The following is a 24,485-nucleotide window of genomic DNA, read 5'->3' as shown; positions in this document are numbered from 1 at the left end:
TCTCGCTCTCGGCGTATGTCGTCCGGGAACTTCGCCTCCTGTCCGCACGCTTGCATACAGTGACAGGACCGGCAGGAAAACCGCGGTTTCGACGACCGCGTCCGCGATCGGAAGGGACGTACATGCCCATGGGTCACACGGCCACAGCCCAGGCAGGCTCCGGGGGCCTGACAGCGACCGAGCACCGTCTGGCCAACGGCCTGCGCGTGGTGCTCTCGGAGGACCACCTGACCCCCGTGGCGGCGGTGTGCCTCTGGTACGACGTCGGCTCACGCCATGAAGTCAAGGGCCGTACCGGCCTTGCTCACCTTTTCGAGCACCTGATGTTCCAGGGGTCCGGCCAGGTCAAGGGCAACGGTCACTTCGAGCTCGTCCAGGGTGCGGGCGGTTCGCTGAACGGCACCACCAGTTTCGAGCGCACCAACTACTTCGAGACCATGCCCGCCCACCAGCTGGAGCTCGCCCTCTGGCTGGAGGCCGACCGCATGGGATCCCTGCTCACCGCACTCGACGACGAGTCGATGGAGAACCAGCGCGACGTCGTCAAGAACGAGCGCCGCCAGCGCTACGACAACGTCCCCTACGGCACCGCCTTCGAGAAGCTCACCGCTCTCGCCTACCCCGACGGCCACCCCTACCACCACACGCCGATCGGCTCGATGGCCGACCTGGACGCGGCGACGCTGGAGGACGCGCGTGCGTTCTTCCGCACGTACTACGCGCCCAACAACGCCGTCCTGTCCGTGGTCGGCGACATCGACCCGGAGCAGACGCTCGCCTGGATCGAGAAGTACTTCGGCTCCATCGCCGGGCACGACGGCAAGCCCGCGCCACGCGACGGCTCCCTGCCCGACGTGATCGGCGAGCAGCTGCGGGAGGTCGTCGAGGAGGAGGTGCCGGCCCGCGCCCTGATGGCCGCCTACCGTCTGCCCGAGGACGGCACGCGCGCGTGCGACGCCGTCGATCTGGCGCTCACCGTCCTCGGCGGCGGCGAGTCCTCCCGCCTCTACAACCGGCTCGTGCGCCGTGACCGCACGGCGGTGGCGGCCGGCTTCGGCCTGCTGCGGCTCGCCGGGGCGCCCTCACTGGGCTGGCTGGACGTGAAGACGTCCGGCGACGTCGAGGTGCCCGTCATCGAGGAGGCCATCGACGAGGAGCTCGCCCGGTTCGCCGAGGAGGGCCCCACGGCCGAGGAAATGGAGCGCGCCCAGGCCCAGTTGGAGCGCGAATGGCTCGACCGCCTCGGCACCGTCGCCGGCCGCGCCGACGAACTGTGCCGGTTCGCCGTCCTGTTCGGCGACCCGCAGCTCGCCCTGACCGCGGTCCAGCGTGTGCTGGACGTGACGGCCGAGGAGGTGCGGGAGATCGCCCAGGCCCGTCTGCGTCCCGACAACCGCGCGGTGCTCGTCTACGAGCCCACCGCCCCCGAAGCCCCCGCCGACCAGGACGAGAACGAGGAGGCGGCCCGGTGACCGAGCTCGCCACGATGGACTTCCACCCCCAGCCCCTGGCGGGCGAGGCCAAGCCGTGGGCGTTCCCGGCGCCCGAGCGCACCGCCCTGGCCAACGGGCTGACGGTGCTGCACTGTCACCGCCCCGGCCAGCAGGTCGTCGCCGTCGAGATCCTGCTCGACGCCCCGCTGGACGCCGAACCGGCCGGTCTCGACGGCCTCGCCACGATCATGGCGCGCGCCTTCACCGAGGGCACCGACAAGCACTCCGCCGAGGAGTTCGCCGCCGAACTGGAGCGCTGCGGCGCCACGCTGGACGCGCACGCCGACCACCCCGGCCTCCGCATCAGCCTCGAGGTCCCGGCCTCGCGCCTGAGCAAAGGCCTCGGTCTGCTCGCCGACGCCCTCAGGGCGCCCGCGTTCGCCGACAGCGAGATCGAGCGCCTCGTGCGCAACCGTCTCGACGAGATCCCGCACGAGCTGGCCAACCCCTCGCGGCGCGCCGCCAAGGAGCTCTCCAAGGAGCTGTTCCCGGCCACCGCCCGTATGTCGCGTCCGCGGCAGGGCACCGCCGAGACGGTCGAGAAGATCGACTCCGCGGCCGTCCGCGCCTTCTACGAGAAGCACGTCCGCCCGGCGACGGCCACCGCCGTGGTCGTCGGCGACCTCACCGGCGTCGACCTGGACGCCCTGCTGGGCGACACCCTGGGCGCCTGGACGGGCTCCGCCGCCGAGCCCCGCCCCGTGCCGCCGGTGATCGCCGACGACACGGGCCGCGTCGTCATCGTGGACCGCCCGGGGGCCGTCCAGACGCAGCTGCTGATCGGCCGGATCGGCGCCGACCGGCACGACCGCGTGTGGGCCGCCCAGGTGCTCGGCACCTACTGCCTCGGCGGCACCCTCACCTCCCGCCTGGACCGCGTCCTGCGTGAGGAGAAGGGCTACACCTACGGCGTTCGCGCCTTCGGGCAGGTCCTCCGGTCCGCGCCGGACGGCTCGGGCGCCGCGATGCTCGCCATCAGCGGTTCCATCGACACCCCCAACACCGGTTCCGCCCTGGACGATCTGTGGCAGGTGCTGCGCACCCTCGCCGCCGAGGGGCTGACCGACGCCGAGCGCGACGTCGCCGTGCAGAACCTGGTCGGGGTGGCACCGCTGAAGTACGAGACAGCGGCGGCCGTCGCGGGCACGCTGGCCGACCAGGTCGAGCAGCACCTGCCCGACGACTACCAGGCGACGCTGTACCGCAGGCTCGCCGCGACCGGCACGGTGGAGGCCACCGCGGCGGCCGTGAACGCCTTCCCGGTGGACCGTCTCGTGACGGTCCTCGTGGGCGACGCCGCCCAGATCAAGGCGCCGGTCGAGGCCCTCGGCATCGGCGAGGTGAAGGTCGTGCCCGCCGAGTAGCCGTCGGCGCCGAGGCAACGGCACGCACGCGCAGGGGCCCTGGTCGACCGCGTGTCACCAGGGCTTCTGTATGTCCGAATTGGGGCGGACGTTGCCTGTCTGCCCTGTGGGATGCGCTACAAAAACCGTGATCCGTTTGAGGATTGAACCCCCCGCCGCTTAGCTTCATCCGGGCTGTCCGTCAGGCACTGCGCCGCAGCCGCGGCACCGGACAGTCATCGCCGAGTCCCCGTACGGCGCGAGCCAGGGGAGCCGGGGACCCACTTTGTGCAGTCCCTGGGGTGAATCGGACGCCCGCGTGTACGCGAGGGGGTCCGTAGGAGACCTTCCTGCTCCGAACCCGTCAGCTAACCCGGTAGGCGAGAGGGAAGGAAAGGACACCCCTGACTTCATGGCGTTCACCTGCGCCACCGGGAAGCACCGCCGGCCCAGCCGGATGCAGCGTTCCACCGCTCGCGCGGTCGGCGTGGCGGCGCTCACCACCACCGGTGTGATGGCCACCGTCGCCTCCACCCCGGCCTTCGCGGCCGAGCCCACCCCCGAGCAGACCGGTCTGATCCCCGTCGTCACGGTCGGCGAGTCCGTCGCCGAGTCGGTCGCCGACCAGGTCGACGAGCAGGTCGCCGCGCAGAAGCAGGCCGCCTTCGAGGAGGCCGCCCGCCAGGCCGCCGCGAAGAAGGCCGTGGAGGAGCGCGAGGCACGCGTGCGTGCCGCCCGTGAGGCCGAGCGCAAGCGCCTCAACACCTTCGTGTCGCCGATCACCGGCTCCTACGTCTCCACCGGCTACCAGGCCAGCAGCTCGCTGTGGTCCTCCGGCAGCCACACCGGCATCGACTTCCACGCGGCCAGCGGCACCACCGTGCACGCGGTCGGCTCCGGCACCGTGGTCGAGGCCGGCTGGGGCGGCGCCTACGGCAACCAGATCGTCGTCAAGATGCACGACGGGACCTACACGCAGTACGGCCACCTGTCGTCCATCGAGGTCTCGGTGGGCCAGACGGTCACCCCGGGCCAGCGCATCGCGCTGTCCGGCGCGACCGGCAACGTCACCGGTGCGCATCTGCACTTCGAAGCCCGCACGGGCCCCGAGTACGGCTCGGACATCGACCCGGTCGCCTACCTTCGCAATCACGGCGTCAACGTCTGACGACCGACGGCGACGGATCGTTCGGCCCCGGCCTCTCGGCCGGGGCTTTCGCCGTTTCCGGGGCCCCGCTGTCCAAAAAATATCCCTGGATTCCGGCTCCCCGTCGGAAATTCCCGCTCATTGCAATAGAGTCACGGAACACACGTCAACCGTCGACGTTTCACGGGGATTAGGCGGAGGTCCGTCATGCGAATTCCGGCGCACTCGGTGTGCACGGCCATCCGGGACGACATCGTCGCGGGTGTCTACGAACGCGGCAGCCGCCTCACCGAGGAACTCCTCGCCCGCCGCTACGGCGTCTCGCGTGTCCCCGTCCGAGAGGCGCTGCGCACACTGGAGGCCGAGGGCTTCGTCGTCACCCGGCGGCACGCGGGCGCGTGCGTGGCGGAGCCCACCGAGCAGGAGGCCGCGGACCTGCTGGAGATGCGGCTGCTGCTGGAGCCGCTCGGCGCCTCCCGGGCCGCCCAGCGGCGCACGGAGGCCCATCTGAAGGTGCTGCGCGGGCTCGTCCGGCTGGGTCAGGAGCGGGCCAGGAGGGGCAACAGCGAGGATCTGCGCTCCCTGGGGAGCTGGTTCCACGAGACGCTCGCCCAGGCCGCCGGGAGCCCCGCCCTCACGTCGATGCTCACCCAGCTCCGGCACAAGATCGCCTGGATGTACGCGGTGGAGGCGCCCGCCGACCCGGTGGAGTCCTGGGCGGAGCACGGCGCCATCGTCGACGCGGTGACGCGCGGCGACGGGGAGCGCGCGCGGGCGGTCACGGCGCTCCACACCGAGCGCGCGACGCTCGCGCACCGGCTGCGCTTTTCCGGAGGACCGGAGCGCGCCGAGCGTGTGAGGACTTCGCAACCTCCCGTAAACATGAGCGGTCTGCGGCATTAACACGGGAGCCGTATACAAAGAAGGAGTAATTCGCGGGGGATTACTTCTGCTGCCCGTGAACGGGAAATGCGAAGGGCTCGCCCGGATAATTCGGACGAGCCCTTCGCCGTGTAATGCGGCGGTGCTCAGACGGTCTCGGGGAGTTCCTCGAGGCCCTCCGCGACCAGCTTCGCCAGCCGGTCGAGCGAGGCGTCCGCGCCCTCGGCGTCGGAGGCGAGGACGATCTCCTCGCCACCCTGGGCGCCCAGGCCGAGAACGGCCAGCATGGAGGCCGCGTTGACGGGGTTGCCGTCGGCCTTGGCGATCGTCACGGGGATGCCTGCGGCCGTGGCGGCCCGGACGAAGATGGAAGCGGGGCGGGCGTGGAGGCCCTCGGCCCAGCCGACGTTGACGCGGCGCTCAGCCATGTGATGCTGCCCTTCGGTGTCTCAGGTTGTCTAGACCAGTGTTCCACACGTGAAGCGTGTGAGGGACGGTCCCTGGGTGTCCCGTCACCATGCGGCCGTCGGATCGCGGCCTCGACCCGACGTGCGTCCTCCAGACTGCCTCGCGCTGTCGCCGGAAGCGAGCCGTAGTGTGGGCCCCATGCAGAGCGCGTCGGACCGGCACGAGTACCCCGCCCACTGGGAGGCCGACGTGGTGCTGCGCGACGGCGGCACCGCGCGCGTCCGCCCCATCACCGTCGACGACGCCGAGCGCCTGGTCAGCTTCTACGAGCAGGTCTCGGACGAGTCGAAGTACTACCGCTTCTTCGCGCCCTACCCACGCCTGTCCGCGAAGGACGTCCGCCGCTTCACGCACCACGACTTCGTGGACCGGGTGGGCCTCGCGGCCACGGTCGGCGGCGAGTTCATCGCCACCGTGCGGTACGACCGCATCGGCGCCGACGGCATGGCTGCCTCCGCGCCGGCCGACGAGGCCGAGGTGGCCTTCCTCGTGCAGGACGCCCACCAGGGGCGCGGCGTCGCCTCCGCCCTCCTCGAACACATCGCGGCCGTCGCACGCGAGCGCGGCATCCGCCGCTTCGCCGCCGAGGTGCTCCCCGCCAACAACAAGATGATCAAGGTCTTCACGGACGCCGGCTACACCCAGAAGCGCAGCTTCGAGGACGGCGTCGTCCGCCTGGAGTTCGACCTCGAGCCCACCGAGCGCTCCCTCGCCGTGCAGCGCGCGCGGGAGCAGCGTGCCGAGGCGCACTCCGTACGACGGCTCCTGACACCCGGCTCGGTCGCCGTCATCGGCGTCGGCCGCACCCCGGGCGGGGTCGGCCGGAGCGTCCTCGGCAATCTCCGGGAGGCCGGGTTCACCGGCCGCCTGTACGCCGTGAACCAGGCCTTTCCCGAGGATCTGAAGGAACTGGACGGGGTGCCCGCCCACCGTTCGATCCGGGACATCGCGGAGCCCGTGGACCTCGCGGTCGTCGCCGTCCGGGCCGAGCAGGTGCCCACGGCAGTCGCCGAGTGCGGCGAACACGGTGTGCAGGGACTCGTCGTCCTCTCCGCCGGCTATGCCGAGAGCGGTCCCGACGGGCGCGAGCGGCAGCGTGAACTCGTACGCCACGCGCGCGCGTACGGCATGCGGATCATCGGCCCCAACGCCTTCGGGGTCATCAACACCTCGCCCCAGGTGCGGCTCAACGCCTCCCTCGCCCCCGAGATGCCGAGGCCGGGCCGGATCGGCCTGTTCGCCCAGTCCGGCGCCATCGGCATCGCCCTGCTGTCCCGGCTGCACCGGCGCGGCGGCGGCGTCACCGGCGTCACCGGCGTGTCGACCTTCGTCTCCTCCGGCAACCGTGCGGACGTCTCGGGCAACGACGTCCTCCAGTACTGGTACGACGACCCCGACACCGACGTCGCCCTCATGTACCTCGAGTCCATCGGGAACCCGCGCAAGTTCACCCGCCTCGCCCGGCGCACCGCGGCCGCCAAGCCCCTGGTCGTCGTCCAGGGCGCCGGTTCCGCGCCGCAGGGGCACGCCGTCCGGGCCACACGGCTGCCGCACGCGACGGTGTCGGCGCTGCTGCGGCAGGCCGGCGTGATCCGCGTGGACACCATCACCGAGCTGGTCGACGCGGGCCTGCTCCTCGCCCGTCAGCCGCTGCCGACGGGGCCGCGCGTCGCGATCCTCGGCAACTCCGAGTCCCTCGGACTGCTCACGTACGACGCCTGCCTCTCCGAGGGGCTGCGGCCCCTGCCCCCGCTGGACCTGACCACCGAGGCCGCGGCGGAGGACTTCCACGCCGCACTGGCGCGCGCCCTGGCCGACGAGACGTGCGACGCCGTCGTCGTGACGGCCATCCCGGCGATCGGGGAGACCTCGCCCGGCGACGCGGAACTCGCGGACGCCCTGCGCTCGGCGGCGGCCGCGGCTCCGGCCAAACCGGTGCTCGTGGTGCACGTGGAGCTCGGCGGCCTCGCGGCGGCGCTGTCCGCCGCGGCGAGCACCGCACCGCGCGCCGAGGCGACCTCACGCGCGCGTGCCGCGGCACAGGACGCCGGACCGCTGCAGCCCCCCGTCGTCGAGGCGCCCGAGGGCGCACACCTCATCCCCGCCTACCCGGCCGCCGAACGCGCCGTCCGCGCCCTCGCCGAGGCCGTGAAGTACGCCCAGTGGCGGCGCGAGGCGGCGGACCCGGGCCGGGTGCCCGAGTACGAGGACATCGACGAGCGGGGCGCCGCCGCACTGATCGACGGGCTCCTCACGCGCGGGCAGGGACTCACCCTGGGCGCCGAGGAGACCGTCGAGCTGCTCGGCCGTTACGGCGTCCGCATCCGCCGGGCGATTCCCGCGCTCTCCCCCGACGAGGCCGCGCGGGCCGCCGCCGACCTCGGCTACCCCGTCGCCCTCAAGGCCACCGCCCCGCACCTGCGGCACCGGGCCGACCTGGGCGGCGTCCGTCTCGACCTGGCCGACGAAGAGCAACTGCGCAGGGCATACGTCGAGTTGACCGAGCTCTTCGGAAAGGCGCAGGAGCTCCGGCCGGTCGTCCAGGCGATGGCGCCGCGGGGGGTCGACACCGTCGTACGGGCGGTCATCGACCCGGCGGCGGGGGCCGTGCTGTCCTTCGGGCTCGCCGGAGCCGCCTCGCAGCTCCTCGGGGACATGGCCCACCGACTGGTTCCCGTCACCGACCGCGACGCGACGTCGTTGATCCGCTCGATCCGGACCGCCCCGCTCCTCTTCGGCTGGCGGGGCTCGACGCCCGTCGACACCCGCGCCCTGGAAGAGCTGCTGCTGCGCGTCTCGCGACTCGTGGACGACCACCCCGAAGTCGTCGCCGTCACCCTGGAGCCGGTGGTCGTCGCCCCGCACGGCCTGAGCGTCCTCGGCGCCTCCGTCCGCCTCGCACCCCCGCCCGCGCGCGACGACCTCGGCCCCCGGACCCTGCCGGTGTACTGAGGCGGACGCACGGCAGACCCGGGCGCCGAAGGACGGGGGAGAGCCGGCCCGGACGCCGGAGGCCGGGGCCCCGCGGTCGTGCGGCCCCCCGCGGTCGGTCTGCCCGACGGGTCCTGGTTGGGACCGGGACGCCAGGGCCTGGCCCCCGGCGAGTTCCGGTCGGCGGCCGGCGCGGACCTCGCGTGCCACCACTGCCTGGAACTCGTCTTCGCCGATCCCGCCGCCCACGTGGCCTGCCCGGCGGCCTTCCACGACCCCGTGTTCCGGGAGCCGACGCCCCGCGAACTCGCGAGCCTGGACCGCCGCCTCGGCGAACGCCCCTGGGTCGTGGCCGCGTTCGACGCCGACGCGGGCGGCCCCGGTCCCACCCCCTGTCTCGTGGCCGCGGAACGGCTCGAGATCGTCCGGGAGCACGTGCTCAGGCACGCGCGCGAGGACGCGCCCCCGGGCAGCGGTTCGCCCCGTGGGTGCGCCGGCCCCACCGCTGAGGAGACGCGCCCCGCCCCTGCTCCCGGCCCCCGGAAGCGATCGCGAGAGGCACCTCGCAGTCAGCGGGTCCCCGTAGGATGGACCCCATGGCCAAGACCAGTACGACGACCCAGGGGCTGCGCGCGGCGATCGAGCGCAGCGGCTACTACCCGGCCCTCGTGGCCGAGGCGGTGGAGGCCGCCGTCGGCGGCGATCCGATCCGGTCGTACCTGGTTCACCAGGAGACCACGTTCGACCAGAACGAGGTGCGCCGGCATGTGACGGTGCTGGTGCTCACCGGCAACCGCTTCATCGTCAGCCACACCGACGAGCAGGCCGCCGACACCACCTCCCCGACGCCGTACGCCACGACGTCCACGGAGTCCGTGAAGCTCGGCCGCATCTCGTCGGTCGTCCTCAGCCGCGTGGTCGCCAACCCGGAGTCGTACACGCCGGGCACCCTGCCGCGCGAGGTGGTGCTGACCATCGGCTGGGGCGCCGTCTCCCGCATCGACCTGGAGCCGGCCGCCTGCGGCGACCCCAACTGCGACGCCGACCACGGCTACACCGGCAACTCGACGGCGGACGACCTCAGTCTGCGCGTCAGCGAGGCCGGGGACGGCCCGGAGACGGTGCGCCAGGCGCTCGCCTTCGCGCAGGCGCTCTCCGAGGCGACAGCGGACGTCACCCGCTGATGACGCAGCAGGCCTCCTGGGACTTCCCCGAACCGCTCGCCGTCGCCTCCGCGCCCGTCCCCGCATACGGCTCCGGCTCCCTCGCCGACCTGCTGCCCACGCTGGCGGCGGGCCTGGGCGTGCCCGGCATGACCGCGGCGATCCCCGAGCTGACCGCGGCCGACCGCAACTGCGTCTTCCTGATCGACGGCCTCGGCTGGGAGCAGATCAAGGCCCACCCCGACGAGGCGCCCTACCTGCACGCGCTCCTCGGCAGCTCGCGCGGCGGCACCGGACGCCCGCTCACCGCCGGCTACCCGGCGACCACCGCGACCTCCCTCGCCTCCGTCGGCACCGGCCTCCCGCCGGGCGCCCACGGCCTGCCCGGCTACACCGTGCGCAACCCCGCCACCGGCGAGCTGATGAACCAGCTGCGCTGGCAGCCGTGGAGCACGCCGGGCGTCTGGCAGCCCTATCCCACGGTCTTCCAGCTCGCCCACAAGGCGGGCGTGCACGCCGCCCAGGTGTCGTCCCCCGCGTTCCAGAACACCCCGCTGACCAAGGTCGCGCTCAGCGGCGGAACGTTTCACGGGCGGCTCACCGGCGAGGAGCGCATGGACTGCGCCGCCGAGCAGCTGGCCGCCGGCGACCGCTCCCTCGTCTACACCTACTACGCCGAACTGGACGGCGCCGGGCACCGCTACGGCGTCGCCTCCGACACCTGGCGCGGTCAGCTCATGTACGTCGACCGGCTGGTCCAGCGTCTGGCCGAGCAGCTCCCGCCGCGCAGCGCGCTCTACGTCACCGCCGACCACGGCATGATCGACGTGCCCTTCGACGAGGAGCACCGGATCGACTTCGACGCGGACTGGGAGCTGAGCGCCGGTGTCGCCCTGCTCGGCGGCGAGGGCCGAGCCCGCCATGTCTACGCCGTGCCGGGCGCCGCGGACGACGTCCTGACCTGCTGGCGCGAGGTGCTCGGCGAGCAGTTCTGGGTGGCCTCCCGGGAGGAGGCGATCGACGCGGGCTGGTTCGGTCCGCGCATCGACGAGCGGGTGCACGCCCGTCTCGGCGACGTGATCGCGGCCGCCCGGGACGACGTCCTGCTCATCGCCTCCGAGCGGGAGCCCAAGGAGTCCTCGATGGTCGGCAACCACGGTTCCATGACCCCTGCCGAGCAGCTGGTCCCCCTGCTCGAAGTACGCTCCTGAAGCCCCGGAACCGTCCCTGCTCTCGCTCACCTCACCGAAAGGCGTTCAACTTCCCATGCCCGAGCTGGTGTTCTTCTCCGGAACCATGGACTGCGGGAAGTCGACGCTGGCTCTCCAGATAGAGCACAACCGATCCGCGCGCGGCCTGCAGGGCATCATCTTCACCCGCGACGACCGTGCGGGCGAGGGCAAGCTGTCCTCCCGTCTCGGCCTGGTCACCGACGCGGTCGAGGTCGAGGACGGCCAGGACCTGTACGCCTATCTCGTCGACCACCTCTCGCAGGGCGGCCGTGCGGACTATGTGATCGCGGACGAGGCGCAGTTCCTCGCCGAGGAGCAGATCGACCAGCTCGCGCGCGTCGTCGACGACCTGGACGTCGACGTCTACGCCTTCGGTATCACCACCGACTTCCGCTCCAAGCTGTTCCCCGGCTCCCAGCGGCTCGTCGAACTCGCCGACCGCGTGGAGGTGCTGCAGGTCGAGGCCCTGTGCTGGTGCGGCGCCCGGGCCACGCACAACGCCCGCACGGTGGGCGGCTTCATGGTCGTCGAGGGCGCGCAGGTCGTCGTCGGCGACGTGAACCAGGCGGACACGGTCGGCTACGAGGTCCTGTGCAGGCGCCACCACCGACGCCGGATGACCGCGGCGTCCGCACGCGCGGCCGCCCTGTCCCCGGACGTGCTGCCGGTACAGCAGATCTGAGCGACGCGCGCGTGCGGGAAGGCGTGCCGCCGCTGCCTACCGCGGTTCCTGGATCAGGGCGAAGCGGGCGCCCTCCGGGTCGGCCACCACCGCCACGCGCCCGTGCGTGCTGTCCTGGGCCGGTGTGAGCACCCGGCCGCCGAGCTCGGTCACCCGGACCATCGCCGCGTCCGTGTCGGCCACCTCGAAGTACGTCGTCCAGTGCGGCCCCAGGTCCCGGGGCAGTGCGGCGCCCACGCCGTGCAGACCGGCGACCGGGTGACCGCCGACATGCAGGGTCACGTAGTCGTGGTCGGGGGACTCCACGGCTTCCTCGGCGTAGCCGAAGACCGTCTCGTAGAACTTGCGGACGCCCGCCGTCTCATAGGTCGTCAGATCGTTCCAGACGGGGGTTCCCGGCACGCCGGAGACGGTGGCGCCCACGTGGCCCGCTGCCTGCCAGACGCCGAACACCGCGCCGGAGGGGTCGGAGCCGATCGCCAGCCGTCCGGCGTCGGAGGCGTCCAGGGGGCCCACCCCGATCGTGCCGCCGCACAGCCTCACCGTTTCCGCTGTGCTGTCCACGTCGTCGGAGGCGAAGTAGGGCGTCCAGGCGACGGGCAGGTGGCGGTCCGGGGGGAGTTGGCCGATGCCGGCGACCTCCTGGCCGTCGAGCAGCGCGCGCACGTAGGGTCCGAGCTGCTCCGGGCCGGGCCGGAAGTCCCAGCCGAAGAGCTGCCCGTAGAACTCCTGCGTCGCCGTCAACCCGTGCGCCATCAGACTCACCCAGCAGGGTGTCCCGGGTGCATACCGCGCGTGTGTCGCGCCGATCGTGCCGGCCGGCCCGCCTGCCTCGGTCATCGTCTCCCTTTCCTCGGCCACTCGGGGTGTCGTGTCGCTGCCGCCTCGGAGGCTCCCTGGTGGGGGGTTTCCCCGGGGTTCACGCGCGGGTGTCGCCGCATGTCGATCGCCTGTACGGCACGTGCTCGATCCCGCACGCCTCGTGATCGAGGCTGTCCGGCCGAGCAGAGTAGCCGGACACGGGCGACGGGGCCACCCCGTACGCGAGGATGGTGACCATGAACGCCATCATCACCGCATCGGAACTGGCCGGCGACCTGGCGGGGGAGAACCCGCCCGTCGTCCTCGACGTCCGCTGGCAGCTCAGTACGGCGAAGGCGGCCGGTGAGCCGCCCTTCGACGGCCGCGCCGCCTATGAGTCCGGGCATGTGCCGGGCGCGGTCTACGTCGACCTGGACCGCGATCTCGCGGGCTCCGCGGGGGCGGCCGGCCGTCATCCGCTGCCCGACCTCGGGGAGTTCGGCGCGGCGATGCGCCGGGCGGGCGTCTTCGCCGGCCGGCCGGTCGTGGTCTACGACGGCGGGCAGGGCTGGGCGGCGGCACGCGCGTGGTGGCTGCTGCGCTGGACGGGTCACCCGGACGTGCGGGTCCTGGACGGCGGGTTGCCGTCGTGGCAGGGGGACCTCTCGGTGGACGTCCCCGCGCGCGTGGAGGGCGACTTCGCGCCGGTCCCGGGCGCCACGGGCCTGCTCGACGCCGACGAGGCCGCGGCCCTCGCCCGCTCCGGAGTGCTGTTCGACGCCCGCGCGGGGGAGCGGTACCGGGGCGAGGTCGAGCCGATCGACCGCGTCGGCGGGCACATCCCGGGCGCCGTCTCCGCGCCGACGAACGACAACGTGGGCCGGGACGGACGGTTCCTGGCCCCGGAGGACCTGAGGGACCGTTTCAAGGCCCTGGGGGCGTCCGACGGGGCCGAGGTCGGCGTCTACTGCGGCTCGGGCGTCTCCGGCGCGCACGAGGTGCTCGCCCTGGCCGTCGCCGGCATCCCCGCCGCCCTGTACGTCGGGTCCTGGTCGCAGTGGTCCTCGGACCCGTCCCGGCCGGTCGCCGTGGGCCCGGACCCGCAGTGATCCCACCGGGTGGGCAGCACAGGAGGGCCGCACCGAACGGGTGCGGCCCTCCTGCTGCGTAGAAAGCGCCGTGCGCGCCGGGGTCGGCGAACCGGCGGACGCCCCGCGGGGCTGGTCCGAGGCCCCGGTCACTCCTGCTTCTTGCGCCGGGTGCCGAACACGATCTCGTCCCAGCTCGGCACCGCGGCCCGGCGGCCCGGACGGACGCCGTCCGCCTCGGCCTGGCGGTCGGTGGCGCCGACGAGACGCTCGCGGTGGCTGCCGACGGACCGCGGCATGAGGACGTCCGCGTAGGCGGAACCGGCCGAAGCGGCGGGCGCCGGCGGCTCCTCGACCTCGGGCTCCTGTTCGTCCGGCTCCTCTGTGACGGCGTCCGCCGGGCGCTCCGGGACGACCATGTCGCCGCGGAAGCTCGGCACCGCCTCCAACAGGCTGGTCAGCGAGTCGCGTTCGCGCTCGGCGCTCTCCTCGGCCGACTCGGACGGCGGGGCCGGCAGGCTGGGCCGCTCCCGGTCGAGGGCGCGGTCCAGCGGCCGGTCGCGCGGCAGCCGTGCGATGCGCGGGACGAACGGAAAGCTGGGCTCCGGCGCGGCCAGGTCGTCGGACTCGCCGATCAGCGAACGCGCCTCGTCGTCGACCGCCTGGACGAGCCGCCGGGGCGGGTCGTACGTCCAGCTCGCCGAATGCGGTTCGCCTGCGACCAGATAGACGAGCAGGACCTCCCAGGTGCCGTCGTCGCGACGCCACGAGTCCCACTGGACGGTGTCCTTGTCGGCGCCGCGCAGCAGCAGCCGTTCCTGGACGGCCTCGCCGAGTTGGGGTCCGGCGTTCTCGCCGGGCCGACGGACCGGAGTCTTCCGGGCCCGTTCGGCCATGAAGGCGCGCTCGGCCAGCACGGGGCCCTCGAAGCGGCGCACACGGTCGACGGGGATGCCGGCCATCTGGGCGACTTCTTCCGCGGTGGCACCGGCACGTATACGCGCCTGGATGTCGCGGGGGCGGAGATGGCTCTCCACCTCGATCTCGATCTGGCCGAGGCGGGGACGGTCGCCGCGTACGGCGGCGCGCAGACGCTCGTCGATCGGAAGCGTGTACTCCGTGCTGTCCGCAGCCTTCAGCACCAGCCGTGTGCCGTCATTCGAGACGGCCACGACACGCAGTTCGGGCATGGGGACCTCCCGGGTGGTGCCTGCCGACGTCACGTGCGTCGCTGCTTCCGCTAGTCGAGTGTGGCCTGCCCGGGTGCAGCCTGCCACAACCTTGCCGAGTTGCCCGGCGTGTCGGGCACGGATCCCGCGCCGCCGTTATGGCACGGTTACCTATTCTCCACGCTGAGTCACCGAAGCCGTCACCCTGTGCGACCGGTCCCCTTCAGGTGGTCCGGCGAGGCCCCGGACATCCTGGCGGGAGACCGGGTCCAGGGCTCGCAACAGTACTCCATTTGGGCCACGTGCGTGGATTGGCGCGCCACCCAACTTCTGGCGCGAGGTGGGAATTGGCCCTTCGTGGCGCGCATTTGACGATCTTGAAAGTGGCGTACCTCACGCAATCGCCCGAATCGGAACTCCCGGTTTCACCCGTACGCCCCTTTGTGGAGCGGTTGGCCTACCCGGTGCGGAAAAGTCGGGCTAGTCCCCGGTATGCGCCAAAGGCCGGAAAGCATCGAGGAGCCCGGACGGGAGGACGTGGAACGAGGCCGGGCCCGTCGGCGACGCCCGTCACGTCCCCAGGACCCGGCGCACGTAGTCGTTCTGGAAACGACGGTCGGGGTCGAGCCGGTCCCGCAGTGCCGTGAACTCGCCGAAGCGCGGGTAGACGGAGGCGAAGTACTCGGCGTCCCGCGTGTGGATCTTGCCCCAGTGCGGTCGGCCCTCGTACGCGGTGAAGATGTGCTCGGCGGCGGTGAAGTACTGCGAGTACGACGCGCCCTTGACCATGTGCACCGCGATGTACGCGCTGTCGCGTCCCGAGGCGGTGGACAGGGTGATGTCGTCCGCCGGCGCGGTGCGCACCTCCACGGGGAAGCTGACGCGCAGACCGGAGCGGTCGACCATCGCCTTCAGTTCGCGCAGTGCCTCGGTCACGGCCTCCCGGGGAAGCGCGTACTCCATCTCGAGGAACCGCACCCGGCGCGGGGACGTGTAGACCTTGTAGGGGATGTCGGTGTAGGTGCGCGCGGACAGGGCCTTGCTGGAGATCCTGGCGATGGCCGGGATCGTGGCGGGGGCCGCGCGGCCGACCCACTGGGCGACCTGGAAGACGCCGTTGGAGAGGAGTTCGTCCTCGACGAAGCCGGCGACCTGGCTCACCGGCTTGCGGGGCCCGGCGCTGCGGTTGTTGCGCTTGGTGTTGGTGCTGCCCGTGTGGGGGAACCAGTAGAACTCGAAGTGCTCGTTCTCCGCCCACAGCGCGTCGAAGTCGGCCAGGACCCTGTCGAAGGGCATCGGCTCCTCGCGCGCGGTGAGCAGGAAGATCGGCTCCACGGCGAAGGTGATCGCGGTGACGATGCCGAGGGCGCCCAGGCCGATCCGCGCCGCCGCGAAGACGTCCGGGTTCTCCTTCTCGGAGCAGGTGAGCACCGAGCCGTCGGCCGTCACCAGCTCGAGGCCCTTGATCTGGGCGGCGATGGAGGCCGACTCGCGGCCCGTGCCGTGGGTGCCGGTGCTGGTGGCGCCCGACACCGTCTGCTCCATGATGTCGCCCATGTTGGTGAGCGACAGGCCCTCGCGTGCGAGAGCCAGGTTGAGTCTCTTGAGCGGCGTGCCGGCCTCGACCGTGACGGTCATGTTCTCCCGGTCGACGTCGCGGATGCCGGTCAACAGTTGAGGGCGGATCAACACGCCGTCGGTCGCGGCGATCGACGTGAAGGAGTGGCCGGAGCCGACCGCCTTCACCTTCAGCCCGTCCTCGGCGGCCCGGCGCACCGCGGCGGCCAGTTCGTCGACGGAGGCGGGCGTGACCTCCCGCGCGGGACGTGCGACGACGTTGCCGCCCCAGTTACGCCAGACGGCGTTCTTCCCGCTCGCTGTGCTGCTCAACGGTGCCTCCACGACCCGGCGCCGGCCTTCTCAGCCGGCGGTACCCCAGGAAACCGACCGCGACCGCGACGGCTCCGGACACCGCCGGAACCCCGTACCCGGCCCGCGCCCCGGCCGCGTCGATGACCCAGCCGGCGATGGAGGAGCCGAGCGCGACGCCGACCGCGAGCCCGGTGCTGATCCAGGTCATGCCCTCGGTCAATCGCGCGCGTGGTACGTGCTCTTCGATGAGGGACATGGTGGTGATCATCGTGGGAGCGATGGCCAGGCCCGCTACGAACAGCGCCACGGCCAGAAACGGCAAGTTTCCGACCAGTAGGAGGGGGATCATACTCACGGCCATCATGAACACGCCCAGCAGCCAACGTCGTTCCGCCGGGCCCTTCGGGCGCAGCAGTCCGAACACGAGCCCCGCTAGGCAGGAGCCGGCCGCGTAGAGCGCCAGGACGACGCTGGCGGCCGCCTGGTGGCCCTGCTCGTCGGCGAACGCGACGGTGACCACGTCGACCGCACCGAAGATCGCGCCGGTCGCCACGAAGGTGGCCACCAGAACCTGCAGTCCCGGCGAACGCAGCGCCGAACCCGTGTCGTGCTGTTCGTCGCGCGGGTGCGGCGCGGGCTCGGTGGCCCGCTGGGCGGTCAGCCAGAAGACTCCGACGGCCAGGAAGCAGGCTGCGAGCAGCGGTCCGGCCTCCGGGAACCAGGCCGTGGACAGACCGATGGAGATGATCGGCCCGAAGATGAAGCACACCTCGTCGACCACGGACTCGAAGGAGTACGCGGTGTGCAGTCGGGGGGTGCCCCGGTACAGGGAGGCCCAGCGGGCCCGGATCATCGCGCCGAGACTGGGCACCGTGCCGACGCCGGCGGCGCACGCGAACAGCACCCAGTCGGGCCACTCGAAGTGCGCGGCCAGCAGCAGCCCGGCCGCGGCGCCGAGGGCGACCAGCGTCGCGGGGCGCAGCACCCTGCGCTGACCGTGGCGGTCCACCAGGCGCGAGATCTGCGGCCCGAAGACCGCGGCCGCCAGTGCGATGGTCGCCGACAGCGCGCCCGCGAGCCCGTAGCGCCCCGTGAGCTGCGAGACCATCGTGACCACGCCGATGCCCATCATCGACAGCGGCATCCTGCCGACGAACCCCGCGGCGGAGAAGCTCTTGGAGCCGGGAGCGGTGAACAGGGCGCGGTACGGGCTGGGCACGAAGGGTCTCCGGGGGTCCGGTCACGCGCGTGTGCGAGGCCGGCGCGGCGTGAGGGAGGCGGTTCGGCAGGGACTCGGCAGGCATCCGGATCCCGGCGGAACCGGTAAGGCGTGAAGCAGCTCATACAGCTGTCGAACTTAGGCAACCCTAACGCATACGGGCGGGCGGCCGCGCTCCCGTCCGGCGCCCCGCCCTGCCGCGACCGCCGGAGGCGGGTGGCAGGATCGACCCATGCGAGACGCGCTCGATGCCACCCCTTACGACGCCCTGCTCCTGCTCTCCTTCGGCGGCCCGGAAGGGCCGGACGACGTGGTTCCGTTCCTGGAGAACGTGACGCGCGGGCGCGGCATCCCCAAGGAACGCCTCAAGGAAGTCGGGCAGCACTACTTCCTGTTCGGCGGGGTCAGCCCCATCAACGACCAGAACCGCGCCCTCCTGGACGCCCTGCGCAAGGACTTCGCCGGCCACGGCCTGGACCTGCCGGTCTACTGGGGCAACCGCAACTGGGCCCCGTACCTCACGGACACCCTGCGCGAGATGGTCGCCGACGGCCGCCGGCGCGTCCTCGTGCTCACCACCAGCGCCTACGCCTCGTACTCGGGCTGCCGCCAGTACCGTGAGAACCTCGCCGACGCGCTGGCAACGCTGGAGGCCGAGGGCCTGGAGCCGCCCCGGGTCGACAAGCTGCGGCACTACTTCAACCACCCCGGTTTCGTGGAGCCCGTGATCGAGGGCGTGCTGCGGTCGCTGGCCGACCTCCCGGGGGACGTCCGCGACGGCGCGCACCTCGCCTTCTCGACCCACTCGATCCCGATCGCCGCCGCCGACGCCTCAGGCCCCGTCGAGGAGCACGGCGACGGCGGCGCGTACGTGAAGCAGCACCTGGACACCGCTCGGCTCGTCGCCGACGCCGTCCGCGAGCGGACCGGCGTGGACCACCCCTGGCAGCTCGTCTACCAGTCCCGCTCCGGCGCCCCGCACATCCCCTGGCTGGAGCCGGACATCTGCGACCACCTCGAGGAACGGCACGCGGCCGGCGCCCCGGCGGTCGTGATGGCCCCCATCGGCTTCGTCTCCGACCACATGGAGGTCCTCTACGACCTCGACACGGAGGCCACGGCCAAGGCGCGGGAGCTCGGCCTGCCGGTGCGCCGCTCGGCCACCGTGGGCGCCGACCCGCGCTTCGCCGCCGCGATCCGCGAGCTGGTCCTGGAACGCGCCGCGGCGGAGAGCGGCCTGGACGTCACCCCCTGCGCGCTGGGCGCCCTGGGGGCGAGCCACGACCTGTGCCCGGTCGGCTGCTGCCCCGCCCGTGCCCCCAAGCCCGCCGCCGCGGGCGCCGACAGCCCCTACGCGTGAGGAACGGCGTGACCGACCCCCTGCACACGGAACTGCTCCGACTCGCCGAGGAGGCCGCCCGCCGCGCCGGTGAGCTGCTGCGCGACGGACGTCCGGCCGACCTCGAGGTCGCCGCCACCAAGTCGAGCCCGATCGACGTCGTCACCGAGATGGACATCGCGGCCGAGAAACTGATCACCTCCCTGATCGCCGAACACCGCCCCCACGACGGCCTCCTCGGCGAGGAGGGCGCCGCCAGCGCGGGCACCAGCGGCGTCCGCTGGGTGATCGACCCCCTCGACGGCACGGTGAACTACCTGTACGGCCTCCCCACCTGGGCCGTCTCCATCGCCGCCGAACAGGACGGCGAGACCGTCGTCGGGGTCGTCGCGATCCCCATGCGCGGCGAGACGTACCGCGCGGTGCGCGGAGGCGGGGCCCGGGTCACCGACGCCCGGGACGACGAGCGGACCCTGACCTGCCGGCCGACGCCCCCCCTGGACCAGGCGCTGATCTCCACCGGCTTCAACTACGTCACCGAGGTCCGCACCCACCAGGCCGACGTCGCGCAACGGCTGATCCCCCTGCTGCGGGACATCCGCCGCGGGGGATCGGCGGCCGTGGACCTGTGCGACGTGGCCGCCGGCCGCCTCGACGGCTACTACGAACGCGGCCTGCACCCCTGGGACCTGGCGGCGGGCGACCTGATCGCCCGGGAGGCGGGTGCGCTGACCGGCGGACGGCCCGGAGAGCGCCCCGGACGTGATCTGGCGATCGCGGCCACCCCCGGCGTCTTCGAGCCCCTGCAGCGCCTGCTGGAGGACTTCGGCGCCTGGCACGACTGAGCCGTCGCGCGAGCAGGCGGAAGGGGCCCCGGCGCTGGATTCGCCGGGGCCCCTCCGTCGTGCTGCGAACTGCTCAGACGCTCGTCGCGCCGACCTCCACACCGTGGTCGGCGGCGAGGCGGCGCAGGTCGTCGAGCTCGCCCTGCTCCACCTCGGCGAGGAACTCGTCGCCCTCGTCGCGAGCCCGCGTCAGGTCGGACTCGGTCGCCCTTATGCGCTGCAGAAGTCCTGCGGTGAATGCGTCCATGCTGCGCCCCCTCGTCCTGGGTCGTGGGTCGTTGGCACGGGGGTGTGCCGGGTTGGGAAGGGGCGATCACGTCTCACAGGTGCCCAGCGCAGTCCCGCCGGGCGGCGACGGTGCCGGACACCCGCGTCCACTCTGCGGAAGCGGAGCGCGGAGTGCCGCATGGTGCTGCGGCACATGCAGAGCGTGATCGCGGGGTGTAAAGCCGTCCTCCCCCCGCGCTCTTCCACGGAAACCTCAACCCGACGAGAAAATCTCGCATTCCCGGGCCTCACACCCGCTCTTCATCTGGCGCTCACCGCCTTACCGCCGACTTATGGCCGAAAAGGGCAGGATGGAAGCCTCACTCACCGGAAACCCCCGCCCGCGTGCGCTCGAGTGGCGCTACGCGGGTGGACAGAGGAAGGACAAGCGACGTGCGCGTACTCGTCGTCGAGGACGAGCAGCTGCTCGCCGATGCGGTGGCCACCGGACTGCGCCGGGAGGCCATGGCCGTCGACGTCGTGTACGACGGCGCGGCCGCCCTGGAGCGCATCGGCGTCAACGACTACGACGTGGTCGTCCTCGACCGGGACCTCCCCCTCGTGCACGGCGACGACGTCTGCCGCCGGATCGTCGAACTCGGCATGCCCACGCGCGTGCTCATGCTCACGGCCTCCGGTGACGTCAGCGACCGCGTCGAGGGACTGGAGATCGGCGCCGACGACTACCTTCCCAAGCCCTTCGCCTTCAGTGAGCTGATCGCGCGCGTGCGCGCCCTCGGCCGGCGCACCAGCGTGCCCCTGCCGCCCGTCCTGGAGCGGGCCGGCATCAAGCTCGACCCCAACCGCCGCGAGGTCTTCCGCGACGGGAAGGAGGTCCAGCTCGCCCCCAAGGAGTTCGCCGTCCTCGAGGTGCTGATGCGCAGCGAGGGGGCCGTGGTGTCCGCCGAGCAGCTCCTCGAGAAGGCCTGGGACGAGAACACCGACCCGTTCACCAACGTCGTACGGGTGACCGTCATGACACTGCGCCGCAAGCTGGGCGAACCTCCGGTGATCGTCACGGTCCCCGGTTCGGGTTACCGGATCTGACCGCCGTGGCATCGACACCCACGCCTCCGCAGGCGCCCCCCAAGCCCACCTGGGACCCCCGCAGCCCGCAGCTGCCCTTCCCCTGGCTCCGCCCGACCATCCGCATACGGCTGACCCTGCTGTACGGCGGCATGTTCCTGATCGCCGGCATCATGCTGCTGTCGATCATCTACCTGCTGGCGGCGCAGGCCCTGCACACCGGCAACCAGCCGTTGTTCAAGATCATCGACGTCGGGGACCTGAAGGTCTCCAGCACCGACTGTCCCGGGCTCGCGAGCGGCCAGACACTGGGCGAGTTCAACGACGCGATCAGCCAGTGCATGAACCACCAGCGCCAGGCGGCTCTGGACAACCTCCTCAGCCGCTCCCTGCTGGCCCTCCTGGGTCTCGCGGTGATCGCCTTCGCCTTCGGCTACGCCATGGCGGGCCGGGTGCTGTCCCCGCTCGGCCGGATCACCCGCACCGCACGCGCGGTGGCGGGCTCGGACCTGTCCCGCCGTATCGAGCTGGACGGTCCGGACGACGAGCTCAAGGAGCTGGCCGACACCTTCGACGACATGCTGGAGCGCCTGCAGCGGGCGTTCACCGCCCAGCAGCGCTTCGTGGGCAACGCCTCGCACGAGCTGAGAACACCGCTGGCGATCAACCGCACCCTGTTGGAGGTGCACCTCTCCGACCCGGGAGCGCCGGTGGAGCTGCAGCAGCTGGGCAAGACGCTGCTGGCCACCAACGAACGCAGCGAACAACTGGTCGAGGGGCTGCTGCTGCTCGCCCGCAGCGACAACCAGATCGTCGAGCGCAAGCCGGTCGACCTGGCCGAGGTGGCCGAGCAGGCCGTGGACCAGGTGCACGGGGAGGCGGCGGCCAAGGGCGTGCTGATCCGCGGGGAGCAGAAGCCCGCGGTCGTCCAGGGCAACGGCGTGCTGCTGGAGCGGATCGCCCTGAACCTCGTCCAGAACGCGGTGCGGTACAACGTTCCCGAGGACGGCTGGGTCGAGGTGACCACCGAGATGCAGCACGGGCAGGCGGTGCTCGTCGTGTCGAACACCGGGCCGGTCGTGCCGGCGTACGAGATCGACAATCTGTTCGAGCCGTTTCGCCGGTTGCGTACGGAACGGACGGGTAGCGACAAGGGGGTCGGGCTCGGTCTGTCCATCGTGCGGTCCGTGGCCCGGGCGCACGGCGGCCACATCGCGGCTCGGCCTCGCGAGGGGGGAGGGCTTGTGATGCGGGTCACCTTTCCTGTCTGAGATCATGTCGCGACACACGCGGGCTTGTTCGCTTTGCGCGGAATTTTCCGGGGCCCTGTCGGGCTTACCCGTGTGTGATCGATCACAAGGGCGAATTTCCGGCCATCTACTCTCCGTGATCATGAATGCTGTCATAACGCCCGGAAAAGCCGGGTTTTCGGGGGTACTGATCACGGGAAGTACACGGTGAGACGCCTTTGAAGTGCGGCATTCGGACCGTGTACGGTCCCGATCGCCACCCCAGCCGATCACTCGTGAGGAGTTCGGTTGGGTGTCGATTGAGTAACAGACCTTGATGTGAGGCAAAATCTCCGCCTCGAGGCGGGCACAAGTCCGGCCTCTCACGCGTTACGTGCGCTGGAGACACCGCAAGACACCCAGAGGGGGAGAGGCGACATGGCCACCGATTACGACACCCCACGCAAGACAGATGACGACGTCGATTCAGACAGCCTTGAAGAGCTGAAGGCACGGCGGAACGACAAGTCCGCCTCGGCGGTCGACGTCGACGAGTTCGAGGCGGCGGAAGGCCTCGAGCTGCCCGGCGCGGACCTCTCGAACGAGGAGTTGGCCGTCCGGGTGCTGCCGAAGCAGCAGGACGAGTTCACCTGCATGAGCTGCTTCCTGGTGCACCACCGCAGCCAGCTGGCCCGCGAGAAGAACGGCCAGCCGATCTGTCGCGACTGCGACTGAGGGCGGGTCGGCCGTGACTGGCTCGACCCCTCCCCGGAAGCGCCGTTTCCCCTTGCGGGGATCGGACAAGGGGCCCGCGGAGGGCCCCCACGGCGTGCGTGACGACGAGCGAGGCTCATCCGGCACGGGAGCGATCCCGGCAGGATCGGCCTCGCTCGAACGTGCGAGTGAACGGGCTGACCTCCCGGCGCCGACGCGGAACACCGCCCCCGTCGCCAAGCGACGGGCGGCGGTCATCCGGGACAAGGCCACCGGCCTGGCCCGGGAAGGCCTCCGTAAGGGCGGGAGCAGTGCCAGGGCGGGCCTGGCGCATCTCGCCGACCGGATCATCGACATCGCCCCGCGGGTCCCCGTACGGGACCTCCGGACGCTTCGCGCACAGTTCCCCGGCCTCGGGCCCGAGCAGCTCGCGGACAAGCTCGTGACGGGCGCGGCGAACGCCACGTCCACCGTCGGGGCGGGCATCGGCGCCGCGGCGATGCTGCCGGTGCCGCCGGCCATGCCGACCGAACTCGCCGCGGAGATCACCGGCGTCGCCGCGATCGAGCTCAAGCTGATCGCCGAACTCCACGAGGTCTACGGCCTGCGGCCGCCGGGCGGTCTCAAGGACCGCAGCGCCGCCTACCTGCACTCGTGGTCGGGCGAACGCGGGATCGACGTCATGAAACCGTCCTCGGTCAACGCGGCCCTCGGCGGCCAGATGAAGCGCGAGCTCCGTCAGCAGATCATGAAGCGCATGGTCCGCAACCTGCCGAACCTCATGCCCTTCATGGTGGGCGCCGCCGTCGGCGCGCTCATGAACCGGCGGGACACCAGAAGGCTGGCCGGGAAGATCCGGGCCGACCTGCGGAAGGCGCAGGTGCCGTGGGACGCGCTGCCGGAACTGCCGGCGCTGGAGGAGCCCGCGGAGCCACTGGCCGTCGGGGAGATCACCCACGACCCGCTGAACCCCGAGAACCCGGGCGCCCCCGGACGCTGAAGGCCTTCCTGAAGGCCTGCCGAGGCCCGCTGGGGCTCCCGCGGACTGCTGCCCTTACGCCTGCGCCGCGGCCGCGCGCGCCGTCCCGAGGGCCTGCGCCAGCCGCTCCGGCTCCCGCGTCGACAGGTACAGGTAGGGCGTCGGGTCCTGCGGGTCGGTGACCTCCACCTTCAGTGCGGTGGGGATGTAGGAGCGCAGCAGCAGGAAGGCCCGGGTGTCGGCCTTGTACGTGCGCCAGGCGCGCGCCTCCTCCGCGTCCAGGACCTCGGCGTCGCCCAGCGCCGTGACCGGGATCTTCGCCTCGCCCGCGATTAGCGAGTCGCCCACCACGCGGATGCGCGGGGACCCGTAGGCGCTGGCCACGACGGCCGCGGCCGCGGTGCCGCCGACCAGACCGCCGAGCAGCGGCAGGGTGCCGAAGGGCAGCAGGATCAGGGCCATGGAGACGCCCACGAGGAACGAGACGAACCACCACGAGCGGGGGGCGGTGAGGCGTTCTTCGTACGGGGCCGCGGAGAGCTGCATGGAGCCAAGCTTGGCACGGTCCCCGCTCAGGGCCGGGGCAGGGGGCGGCG

General features: G+C 72.1%; 22 protein-coding genes and 1 riboswitch. Of the genes, 15 read left to right on the top strand and 7 right to left on the bottom strand.

Translation table 11 applies throughout. The features are described 5' to 3' along the window. Window positions 1-122: 122 nt before the first annotated feature. From OHS82_RS12520 to OHS82_RS12505, 4 genes are all read left to right on the top strand, one after another. Window positions 123-1,472, top strand: coding sequence for a M16 family metallopeptidase (locus OHS82_RS12520; protein WP_057575440.1), 1,350 nt, complete (start codon window positions 123-125; stop codon window positions 1,470-1,472). After that, window positions 1,469-2,857, top strand: coding sequence for a M16 family metallopeptidase (locus OHS82_RS12515; RefSeq protein ID WP_328433874.1), 1,389 nt, complete (start codon window positions 1,469-1,471; stop codon window positions 2,855-2,857). The genes OHS82_RS12520 and OHS82_RS12515 overlap by 4 nt, the downstream gene beginning before the upstream one ends. A 209-nt stretch (window positions 2,858-3,066) precedes the next feature. Next, a riboswitch (cyclic di-AMP (ydaO/yuaA leader) is annotated at window positions 3,067-3,234 on the top strand. Between the two features lie 14 nt (window positions 3,235-3,248). Next, window positions 3,249-4,004 (top strand): M23 family metallopeptidase, encoded by a 756-nt coding sequence (locus tag OHS82_RS12510; protein ID WP_057575444.1) that lies wholly within the window; start codon window positions 3,249-3,251, stop codon window positions 4,002-4,004. Between the two features lie 186 nt (window positions 4,005-4,190). Next, entirely contained in the window at window positions 4,191-4,886 is a 696-nt protein-coding gene (locus OHS82_RS12505) for a GntR family transcriptional regulator (protein WP_057575446.1), read from the top strand. Window positions 4,887-5,011: 125 nt separating this feature from the next. On the opposite strand, the gene OHS82_RS12500 is transcribed toward OHS82_RS12505, so the two are convergent. Continuing rightward, complete coding sequence (locus OHS82_RS12500) at window positions 5,012-5,293, bottom strand: HPr family phosphocarrier protein (RefSeq protein ID WP_057575448.1); 282 nt, start codon at window positions 5,291-5,293, stop codon at window positions 5,012-5,014. Between the two features lie 178 nt (window positions 5,294-5,471). Between OHS82_RS12500 and OHS82_RS12495 the strand changes: the two genes are divergently transcribed. From OHS82_RS12495 to OHS82_RS12480, 4 genes are all read left to right on the top strand, one after another. Beyond that, the gene (locus tag OHS82_RS12495; protein WP_328433873.1) at window positions 5,472-8,285 is read left to right on the top strand and encodes a bifunctional acetate--CoA ligase family protein/GNAT family N-acetyltransferase; all 2,814 of its coding nucleotides are present in this window, start codon (window positions 5,472-5,474) and stop codon (window positions 8,283-8,285) included. A gap of 566 nt (window positions 8,286-8,851) precedes the next feature. After that, window positions 8,852-9,448 carry a DUF5998 family protein gene (locus OHS82_RS12490; RefSeq protein ID WP_057575452.1) on the top strand — a complete coding sequence of 199 codons (597 nt, stop codon included), beginning with the start codon at window positions 8,852-8,854 and terminating at the stop codon, window positions 9,446-9,448. Then, the gene (locus OHS82_RS12485; RefSeq protein ID WP_057575453.1) at window positions 9,448-10,638 is read left to right on the top strand and encodes an alkaline phosphatase family protein; all 1,191 of its coding nucleotides are present in this window, start codon (window positions 9,448-9,450) and stop codon (window positions 10,636-10,638) included. Before OHS82_RS12490 ends, OHS82_RS12485 begins: the two co-directional genes overlap by 1 nt. A 55-nt stretch (window positions 10,639-10,693) precedes the next feature. After that, window positions 10,694-11,341 carry a thymidine kinase gene (locus OHS82_RS12480; protein ID WP_057575455.1) on the top strand — a complete coding sequence of 216 codons (648 nt, stop codon included), beginning with the start codon at window positions 10,694-10,696 and terminating at the stop codon, window positions 11,339-11,341. Window positions 11,342-11,377: 36 nt separating this feature from the next. Here the strand turns inward: OHS82_RS12480 and OHS82_RS12475 are convergent, their stop codons facing one another. Beyond that, window positions 11,378-12,181: a VOC family protein gene (locus tag OHS82_RS12475; protein ID WP_057575457.1), complete on the bottom strand. Its 804-nt coding sequence runs from the start codon at window positions 12,179-12,181 to the stop codon at window positions 11,378-11,380. Between the two features lie 218 nt (window positions 12,182-12,399). Between OHS82_RS12475 and OHS82_RS12470 the strand changes: the two genes are divergently transcribed. Further along, window positions 12,400-13,251: a sulfurtransferase gene (locus OHS82_RS12470; protein ID WP_057575459.1), complete on the top strand. Its 852-nt coding sequence runs from the start codon at window positions 12,400-12,402 to the stop codon at window positions 13,249-13,251. Window positions 13,252-13,379: 128 nt separating this feature from the next. Here the strand turns inward: OHS82_RS12470 and sepH are convergent, their stop codons facing one another. The 3 genes from sepH to OHS82_RS12455 form a co-directional block, all read right to left on the bottom strand. Continuing rightward, a complete protein-coding gene (gene sepH, locus OHS82_RS12465) occupies window positions 13,380-14,420 on the bottom strand; it encodes a septation protein SepH (protein ID WP_328433872.1) in 1,041 nt (346 codons plus the stop codon). 549 nt (window positions 14,421-14,969) lie between these two features. Then, window positions 14,970-16,289, bottom strand: coding sequence for a D-arabinono-1,4-lactone oxidase (locus OHS82_RS12460; RefSeq protein WP_057575462.1), 1,320 nt, complete (start codon window positions 16,287-16,289; stop codon window positions 14,970-14,972). Continuing rightward, a complete protein-coding gene (locus OHS82_RS12455) occupies window positions 16,249-17,490 on the bottom strand; it encodes an MFS transporter (RefSeq protein WP_057575464.1) in 1,242 nt (413 codons plus the stop codon). Before OHS82_RS12455 ends, OHS82_RS12460 begins: the two co-directional genes overlap by 41 nt. Window positions 17,491-17,722: 232 nt before the next feature. Between OHS82_RS12455 and OHS82_RS12450 the strand changes: the two genes are divergently transcribed. After that, window positions 17,723-18,850, top strand: a complete 1,128-nt coding sequence (locus OHS82_RS12450; RefSeq protein ID WP_057575467.1) for a ferrochelatase — start codon at window positions 17,723-17,725, stop codon at window positions 18,848-18,850. An 8-nt stretch (window positions 18,851-18,858) separates the two neighbouring features. Further along, on the top strand, window positions 18,859-19,674 hold the full coding sequence (locus tag OHS82_RS12445) for an inositol monophosphatase family protein (protein WP_328433871.1): 816 nt from the start codon (window positions 18,859-18,861) through the stop codon (window positions 19,672-19,674). A 73-nt stretch (window positions 19,675-19,747) separates the two neighbouring features. On the opposite strand, the gene OHS82_RS12440 is transcribed toward OHS82_RS12445, so the two are convergent. Next, window positions 19,748-19,921, bottom strand: a complete 174-nt coding sequence (locus OHS82_RS12440) for a hypothetical protein (RefSeq protein ID WP_173985551.1) — start codon at window positions 19,919-19,921, stop codon at window positions 19,748-19,750. A 413-nt stretch (window positions 19,922-20,334) separates the two neighbouring features. On the opposite strand from OHS82_RS12440, the gene OHS82_RS12435 reads away from it, so the two are divergent. From OHS82_RS12435 to OHS82_RS12420, 4 genes are all read left to right on the top strand, one after another. After that, entirely contained in the window at window positions 20,335-20,988 is a 654-nt protein-coding gene (locus OHS82_RS12435) for a response regulator transcription factor (RefSeq protein WP_007387794.1), read from the top strand. A gap of 5 nt (window positions 20,989-20,993) precedes the next feature. Continuing rightward, window positions 20,994-22,238, top strand: a complete 1,245-nt coding sequence (locus OHS82_RS12430; protein ID WP_057575471.1) for a sensor histidine kinase — start codon at window positions 20,994-20,996, stop codon at window positions 22,236-22,238. Between the two features lie 396 nt (window positions 22,239-22,634). Continuing rightward, window positions 22,635-22,931, top strand: coding sequence for a DUF4193 domain-containing protein (locus OHS82_RS12425; RefSeq protein ID WP_003993510.1), 297 nt, complete (start codon window positions 22,635-22,637; stop codon window positions 22,929-22,931). Window positions 22,932-22,944: 13 nt separating this feature from the next. Further along, entirely contained in the window at window positions 22,945-23,910 is a 966-nt protein-coding gene (locus OHS82_RS12420) for a hypothetical protein (protein WP_328433870.1), read from the top strand. A 54-nt stretch (window positions 23,911-23,964) separates the two neighbouring features. Here OHS82_RS12420 and OHS82_RS12415 read toward each other — a convergent pair whose 3' ends face one another. Beyond that, a complete protein-coding gene (locus OHS82_RS12415; RefSeq protein ID WP_266726530.1) occupies window positions 23,965-24,435 on the bottom strand; it encodes a DUF3093 domain-containing protein in 471 nt (156 codons plus the stop codon). Between the last annotated feature and the right edge of the window lie 50 nt (window positions 24,436-24,485).

This window comes from Streptomyces sp. NBC_00425 (assembly GCF_036030735.1).
In the GTDB taxonomy this organism is placed as follows: domain Bacteria; phylum Actinomycetota; class Actinomycetes; order Streptomycetales; family Streptomycetaceae; genus Streptomyces.
Note: the sequence above shows the minus strand (reverse complement) of the source record. Positions and strands in the feature narration are given on the sequence as shown.

What these genes read in the sequence shown, in the direction of transcription:
- OHS82_RS12520 (WP_057575440.1), top strand. Translation starts at nt 123, where the DNA reads ATGCCCATGGGTCACACGGCCACAGCCCAGGCAGGCTCCGGGGGCCTG.
- OHS82_RS12500 (WP_057575448.1), bottom strand. Translation starts at nt 5,293, where the DNA reads ATGGCTGAGCGCCGCGTCAACGTCGGCTGGGCCGAGGGCCTCCACGCC.
- OHS82_RS12505 (WP_057575446.1), top strand. Translation starts at nt 4,191, where the DNA reads ATGCGAATTCCGGCGCACTCGGTGTGCACGGCCATCCGGGACGACATC.
- OHS82_RS12495 (WP_328433873.1), top strand. Translation starts at nt 5,472, where the DNA reads ATGCAGAGCGCGTCGGACCGGCACGAGTACCCCGCCCACTGGGAGGCC.
- OHS82_RS12470 (WP_057575459.1), top strand. Translation starts at nt 12,400, where the DNA reads ATGAACGCCATCATCACCGCATCGGAACTGGCCGGCGACCTGGCGGGG.
- OHS82_RS12510 (WP_057575444.1), top strand. Translation starts at nt 3,249, where the DNA reads ATGGCGTTCACCTGCGCCACCGGGAAGCACCGCCGGCCCAGCCGGATG.
- OHS82_RS12425 (WP_003993510.1), top strand. Translation starts at nt 22,635, where the DNA reads ATGGCCACCGATTACGACACCCCACGCAAGACAGATGACGACGTCGAT.
- OHS82_RS12415 (WP_266726530.1), bottom strand. Translation starts at nt 24,435, where the DNA reads ATGCAGCTCTCCGCGGCCCCGTACGAAGAACGCCTCACCGCCCCCCGC.
- OHS82_RS12450 (WP_057575467.1), top strand. Translation starts at nt 17,723, where the DNA reads ATGCGAGACGCGCTCGATGCCACCCCTTACGACGCCCTGCTCCTGCTC.
- OHS82_RS12440 (WP_173985551.1), bottom strand. Translation starts at nt 19,921, where the DNA reads ATGGACGCATTCACCGCAGGACTTCTGCAGCGCATAAGGGCGACCGAG.
- sepH (WP_328433872.1), bottom strand. Translation starts at nt 14,420, where the DNA reads ATGCCCGAACTGCGTGTCGTGGCCGTCTCGAATGACGGCACACGGCTG.
- OHS82_RS12490 (WP_057575452.1), top strand. Translation starts at nt 8,852, where the DNA reads ATGGACCCCATGGCCAAGACCAGTACGACGACCCAGGGGCTGCGCGCG.
- OHS82_RS12475 (WP_057575457.1), bottom strand. Translation starts at nt 12,181, where the DNA reads ATGACCGAGGCAGGCGGGCCGGCCGGCACGATCGGCGCGACACACGCG.
- OHS82_RS12480 (WP_057575455.1), top strand. Translation starts at nt 10,694, where the DNA reads ATGCCCGAGCTGGTGTTCTTCTCCGGAACCATGGACTGCGGGAAGTCG.
- OHS82_RS12485 (WP_057575453.1), top strand. Translation starts at nt 9,448, where the DNA reads ATGACGCAGCAGGCCTCCTGGGACTTCCCCGAACCGCTCGCCGTCGCC.